Genomic DNA, 1,765 nt, shown 5'->3' on the forward strand with positions numbered 1-1,765 from the left:
ACTATCTCTTCCGGCTTCGGTCGCTTGTTTGCCATTCTTAGTCCTCCGTTTCCTAAACATAGCGTCGGACCAGTTCAGTGGGGGAGGCTCAATTTATCAGGCGTTCGACAGCGGAGTTCGGTAAAACCGCATCAGGCGATTTCGCCCGCAACTCGGGCATCAGTGCATGAAATCACGCTGACAAATGAATGAACGTCCGCTATTCGCGACATACGAACCAGCGGTTAATGCGGACGCGAAGTTAGTAGAAGTTCGCCGTCGTTCATTCCTACGCCTCCAATCACTTCAACCAGGAAAGATCGCTAGCCAGCAGAGATGCCTTCTGGCTAATATGCACCGTCACTCTCGCCGAGTGGCGCGAACTTGGTGCGGCCTAAAAGGCAAGTCTACGAGCCTAGCCGAGACTGGTTCGAACCGGCTGCACAGTATCCATCGATACACTTATTGATCCTTGTCAAGATTTGAACGAGCAAGGAATGGTACAGTCAATGGTAATTCAGGGCTGAAGCGCTTGAGAAGACTACGAGTGACCGTATTACGTTGCGCGGGACCGCAGTGTATTCGGTGGCAAAAGGCAAGATTGTGCTGGAAGAGTTCTTTATGTTGCCGAAGTAAGAAGAAAGACCAACAATATTGTCTCTTCGTTGGTTTAAGCCGTGCGCACGGCTCTTGGGCGAATTGAAATTCCAGACGGAGGTCGGGAATGCAATACAGAACAGTGGCATATTATGTAGGAGTTGATGTTGACGACGCGTCGATTTTGGAATGCGCTGAAACTGCCCGTGATCAGAACAGTCACTTGATTTGCGTGTTGACCGTGGACCTACCCAACCTGCCTTACCTAAAGTATGGATCAAACAGGTTTGTTGAGGCGGGTCTCCCTTCAAACTGGTTGGATATTCTTGACGCAAAAAATGCCGCCTTGAAGTCCCGCGCCACGGAAGTTGAAGCGCTTCTGGTCGGGCAGAGCGTATCTGCAAATGTAATAACCTTTATGGGATCTGGAACAGAGCTACAGCATCTTGTGGCTGGCCAAGCCAATAGCTCTGATATCGCCTTTCTAGACGCTGAGTTGCGAAAAGAACCCGATTTGTTTAGTAAGATCGCGTACGGAGTATTGTTCCATTCGCCGGTCGCCTTGATGATAAATGGAGATCCGTTTGCCCAACGCGACTGCATTTTTTTGGCATGGAATGATAGCCTGCCTGCGTCTAGGGCTGCGCATTTAGCTTTACCCATTCTTCTGGCGGCCAACGAAGTTGTGATTGGGTGTTTTGATTTGCCGTCGCTTGATGACGCAGAAGGTCAATTGCCCGGAACTGGCTTAGCTGGATGGCTCAGCCATCACGGTTGCACCGTGACCGTGTCGCAGTTCACATGCGGCGGGAATTCAATAGAACACTGCATTCAAGAACGCGCACAAGAACTGGGGGCCGACCTCGTTGTTATGGGCGCTTACGGGCGTTCCCGTATGCGTCAGTCGGTATTTGGAGGAACGACGCAAGCAATGTTGGAGCAGACAAGGTTGCCAGTTCTGTTCGGGCACTGATGAAGAGAACTGACGACTGTGATTTGCTGGGATAGGTAGCTCTATACGTTTGTCGGTTAATACGGTAACAGCCAGTTGTTATTGGGTACTCGCTTGAGGTTAAAGCTGATTTTTCGGACCGGATCCTGAGCAGCCCTATCTGACTGGTCCAGTTTGATTGTTAGTGCATGATTGGCCTGTGATCCATCGGGATGATGGTTTCCGGAGCCGGTGGGC

1 protein-coding gene and 1 pseudogene are annotated in these 1,765 nt (G+C 50.7%); both read left to right on the plus strand.

Translation table 11 applies throughout. The features are described from left to right. Positions 1-248 precede the first annotated feature (248 nt). Positions 249-377 (plus strand): annotated as a pseudogene (locus ACR0LL_RS21045) (IS6 family transposase); the annotation flags it as partial. 326 nt (positions 378-703) lie between these two features. Further along, a complete protein-coding gene (locus tag ACR0LL_RS21050) occupies positions 704-1,549 on the plus strand; it encodes a universal stress protein (protein ID WP_480589243.1) in 846 nt (281 codons plus the stop codon). Positions 1,550-1,765 lie beyond the last annotated feature (216 nt).

The sequence above is a fragment of the Ruegeria sp. AI2 genome, assembly GCF_056541275.1.